The 5,307-nt window shown below is 48.7% G+C and carries 2 tRNA genes and 2 rRNA genes; all 4 read right to left on the bottom strand.

The features are described from left to right. Positions 1-62: 62 nt before the first annotated feature. Positions 63-2,953, bottom strand: a 23S ribosomal RNA gene (locus AC5YCD_RS15575). A 388-nt stretch (positions 2,954-3,341) separates the two neighbouring features. After that, positions 3,342-3,417, bottom strand: a tRNA-Ala gene (locus tag AC5YCD_RS15570). Between the two features lie 50 nt (positions 3,418-3,467). After that, a tRNA-Ile gene (locus tag AC5YCD_RS15565) sits at positions 3,468-3,544 on the bottom strand. Between the two features lie 60 nt (positions 3,545-3,604). Beyond that, positions 3,605-5,141 (bottom strand): 16S ribosomal RNA (locus AC5YCD_RS15560). The 16S and 23S rRNA genes sit together here with 2 tRNA genes alongside, the layout of an rRNA operon. Positions 5,142-5,307 lie beyond the last annotated feature (166 nt).

Here is a 5,307-nt window from a genome sequence, read left to right as displayed (position 1 = left end):
CGTTAACTAAATCAAGTTGTTTGTAGTGATTTTGACTACAACACCAACTGTTTGGGTGTTGTATAGTCAAGCCTCACGAGCAATTAGTATTGGTCAGCTTCACATATCACTATGCTTCCACATCCAACCTATCAACGTCGTAGTCTTCAACGGCTCTTTAGAGGACATAAAGTCCTAGGGAAATCTTATCTTGAGGTAGGCTTCCCGCTTAGATGCTTTCAGCGGTTATCCCTTCCGAACATAGCTACCCGGCGATGCGACTGGCGTCACAACCGGTACACCAGAGGTTCGTCCACTCTGGTCCTCTCGTACTAGGAGCAGATCCTCTCAAATTTCCAACGCCCACGGTAGATAGGGACCGAACTGTCTCACGACGTTCTAAACCCAGCTCGCGTACCTCTTTAAATGGCGAACAGCCATACCCTTGGGACCTGCTTCAGCCCCAGGATGAGATGAGCCGACATCGAGGTGCCAAACACCGCCGTCGATATGAACTCTTGGGCGGTATCAGCCTGTTATCCCCAGAGTACCTTTTATCCGTTGAGCGATGGCCCTTCCATACAGAACCACCGGATCACTAAGACCTACTTTCGTACCTGCTCGACTTGTGGGTCTCGCAGTTAAGCGCGCTTTTGCCTTTATACTCTACGCGTGATTTCCGACCACGCTGAGCGCACCTTCGTACTCCTCCGTTACTCTTTAGGAGGAGACCGCCCCAGTCAAACTACCCACCAGACATGGTCCTCGCTCCAGATAATGGAGCAGAGTTAGAACCTCAATATTACCAGGGTGGTATTTCAAGGACGGCTCCATAGCAACTAGCGTCGCTACTTCAAAGCCTCCCACCTATCCTACACAAGTAAGATCAAAGTTCAATGTCAAGCTGCAGTAAAGGTTCACGGGGTCTTTCCGTCTAGCCGCGGGTACACCGCATCTTCACGGCGAATTCGATTTCACTGAGCCTCTGCTGGAGACAGCGCCCCCATCATTATGCCATTCGTGCAGGTCGGAACTTACCCGACAAGGAATTTCGCTACCTTAGGACCGTTATAGTTACGGCCGCCGTTTACTGGGGCTTCGATCAATAGCTTCGCTTGCGCTAACCACATCAATTAACCTTCCAGCACCGGGCAGGCATCACACCCTATACGTCCACTTTCGTGTTTGCAGAGTGCTATGTTTTTAATAAACAGTTGCAGGGGCCTGGTTTCTGTGGCTGCTAGCAGCTCAAGGAGCAAGTCCTATCACCGCCGGCAGCGTACCTTCTCCCGAAGTTACGGTACCATTTTGCCTAGTTCCTTCAGCAGAGTTCTCTCAAGCGCTTTGGTCTACTCGACCTGACCACCTGTGTCGGTTTCGGGTACGATTCCTGTGTAACTGAAGCTTAGAGACTTTTCCTGGAAGTATAGTATCAGCCACTTCGCTAATAAATTAGCTTGCTATCAGATCTCAGCATAGAGTACCCCGGATTTGCCTAAGATACATGCCTACATCCTTTCACCTGGACAACCAACGCCAGGCTGACTTAACTTTCTCCGTCCTCTCATCGCATTACACAGAAGTATTGGAATATTAACCAATTTCCCATCGACTACGCCTCTCGGCCTCGCCTTAGGGGTCGACTCACCCAGCCCCGATTAACGTTGGACTGGAACCCTTGGTCTTTCAGCGAACGGGTTTTTCACCCGTTTTGTCGTTACTCACGTCAGCATTCGCACTTCTGATACCTCCAGCAGACTTCTCAATCCACCTTCATCGGCTTACAGAACGCTCCCCTACCACGCACATAAATGTGCATCCGCAGCTTCGGCATATAGTTTTAGCCCCGTTACATCTTCCGCGCAGGCCGACTCGACTAGTGAGCTATTACGCTTTCTTTAAAGGGTGGCTGCTTCTAAGCCAACCTCCTAGCTGTCTATGCCTTCCCACATCGTTTCCCACTTAACTATAATTTAGGGGCCTTAGCTGGCGGTCTGGATTGTTTTCCTCTTGACTACGGACGTTAGCACCCGCAGTCTGTCTCCCGGATAGTACTCATTGGTATTCGGAGTTTGCATCGGTTTGGTAAGTCGGGATGACCCCCTAGCCGAAACAGTGCTCTACCCCCAATGGTATTCGTCCGAGGCGCTACCTAAATAGCTTTCGGGGAGAACCAGCTATCACCAAGTTTGATTAGCCTTTCACCCCTATCCACAAGTCATCCCCTGGCTTTTCAACGACAGTGGGTTCGGTCCTCCAGTAAGTGTTACCTCACCTTCAACCTGCTCATGGATAGATCACCTGGTTTCGGGTCTACACCCAGCAACTAAACGCCCTATTAAGACTCGGTTTCCCTACGGCTCCCCTATGCGGTTAACCTTGCTACTGAATGTAAGTCGCTGACCCATTATACAAAAGGTACGCAGTCACCGGACAAAGCCGGCTCCCACTGCTTGTATGCATGCGGTTTCAGGATCTATTTCACTCCCCTCACAGGGGTTCTTTTCGCCTTTCCCTCACGGTACTGGTTCACTATCGGTCAGTCAGGAGTATTTAGCCTTGGAGGATGGTCCCCCCATATTCAGACAAGGTTTCACGTGCCTCGCCCTACTCGACATCATCATATAAGCCCTTTCGTGTACAGGACTATCACCTACTATGGTTGCACTTCCCAGAGCATTCCACTAAAGCTTATATGACTTAATGGGCTGTTCCCCGTTCGCTCGCCGCTACTGAGGGAATCTCAATTGATTTCTTTTCCTAAGGGTACTGAGATGTTTCACTTCCCCTCGTTCGCCTCATACACCTATGTATTCAGTGTATGATACCTAGCTTATACTAGGTGGGTTTCCCCATTCAGAAATCTCCGGATCACAGGATATTTGCCGCCTCCCCGGAGCTTATCGCAGGCTATTACGTCTTTCATCGCCTCTGACTGCCAAGGCATCCACCACATGCACTTAATTACTTGACTATACAACCCCAAACAGTCGATCGATCCTACAAGGAGATCGTTCAACGTAACAGTTTGAAGTACTGTGTATTTAAACACTGTACAGCTTCAATCAAAATCATATACCAAAACGCTTGATTCAGTTTAATCGCTAGTAACTCATCGATTTCTCAGCAATTGCTTGCTTTGATTTCAACGAGTATGAACAATTTATTTCAACTCAAATATAATCTGTTAATGATTTCTCTAGCCTTCGTCAGGTCTAGATGCTGTGATAAATCACAGAGATTATCAATCTAGATCGTATTATACGAAAAGGATTTGATAATCTCTATAATCTACCCAATTGAATGGTCAACCATTATTCAATTTACTTTTAAAATTAATCAGTAAAAGCAACAAGAAGTAATGGTGGAGACTAGGAGAGTCGAACTCCTGACCTCCTGCGTGCAAAGCAGGCGCTCTACCAACTAAGCTAAGTCCCCAGCTTATCAATTAAGGTATGTTTCTGATGTCCCATAATTTTTATAAATTATGGTGGGTCTGACAAGACTTGAACTTGTGACCCCACGCTTATCAAGCGTGTGCTCTAACCAACTGAGCTACAGACCCTCAGATACATATCATGAAGAACAACTTGTTGTGGATTCTTACCGGTCGCCAATCTTTCGTTAAGGAGGTGATCCAGCCGCAGGTTCCCCTACGGCTACCTTGTTACGACTTCACCCCAGTCATCGGCCACACCGTGGTAAGCGTCCTCCTTACGGTTAGACTACCTACTTCTGGTGCAACAAACTCCCATGGTGTGACGGGCGGTGTGTACAAGGCCCGGGAACGTATTCACCGCGGCATTCTGATCCGCGATTACTAGCGATTCCGACTTCATGGAGTCGAGTTGCAGACTCCAATCCGGACTACGATCGGCTTTTTGAGATTAGCATCCTCTCGCGAGGTAGCAACCCTTTGTACCGACCATTGTAGCACGTGTGTAGCCCTGGTCGTAAGGGCCATGATGACTTGACGTCGTCCCCGCCTTCCTCCAGTTTGTCACTGGCAGTATCCTTAAAGTTCCCACCCGAAGTGCTGGCAAATAAGGAAAAGGGTTGCGCTCGTTGCGGGACTTAACCCAACATCTCACGACACGAGCTGACGACAGCCATGCAGCACCTGTATCAGAGTTCCCGAAGGCACCAATCCATCTCTGGAAAGTTCTCTGTATGTCAAGACCAGGTAAGGTTCTTCGCGTTGCATCGAATTAAACCACATGCTCCACCGCTTGTGCGGGCCCCCGTCAATTCATTTGAGTTTTAGTCTTGCGACCGTACTCCCCAGGCGGTCTACTTATCGCGTTAGCTGCGCCACTAAAGCCTCAAAGGCCCCAACGGCTAGTAGACATCGTTTACGGCATGGACTACCAGGGTATCTAATCCTGTTTGCTCCCCATGCTTTCGTACCTCAGCGTCAGTATTAGGCCAGATGGCTGCCTTCGCCATCGGTATTCCTCCAGATCTCTACGCATTTCACCGCTACACCTGGAATTCTACCATCCTCTCCCATACTCTAGCTTCCCAGTATCGAATGCAATTCCTAAGTTAAGCTCAGGGATTTCACATCCGACTTAAAAAGCCGCCTACGCACGCTTTACGCCCAGTAAATCCGATTAACGCTCGCACCCTCTGTATTACCGCGGCTGCTGGCACAGAGTTAGCCGGTGCTTATTCTGCGAGTAACGTCCACTATCCTAGAGTATTAATCTAAGTAGCCTCCTCCTCGCTTAAAGTGCTTTACAACCAAAAGGCCTTCTTCACACACGCGGCATGGCTGGATCAGGCTTTCGCCCATTGTCCAATATTCCCCACTGCTGCCTCCCGTAGGAGTCTGGGCCGTGTCTCAGTCCCAGTGTGGCGGATCATCCTCTCAGACCCGCTACAGATCGTCGCCTTGGTAGGCCTTTACCCCACCAACTAGCTAATCCGACTTAGGCTCATCCATTAACGCAAGGTCCGAAGATCCCCTGCTTTCCCCCGTAGGGCGTATGCGGTATTAGCAGTCGTTTCCAACTGTTGTCCCCCATTAATGGGCAGATTCCTAAGCATTACTCACCCGTCCGCCGCTGAATCCAGTAGCAAGCTACCTTCATCCGCTCGACTTGCATGTGTTAAGCCTGCCGCCAGCGTTCAATCTGAGCCATGATCAAACTCTTCAGTTTAAAATCAATAGTGCCTATAGGGCACCAATCTTGGCTCATCAATTACTGACAAAAAATTTGCTCAAATAAACTTCGAGAAATTCTTACCAATTATCAATGAAAATATATTCGATTGATCAACCAGTAAAAATCCACACAAGTTGTTCTTCATAATCTCTTAATGATT

The organism is Acinetobacter sp. CY05, from assembly GCF_059515805.1.
This window is presented reverse-complemented; position numbering and strand designations above follow the sequence as displayed.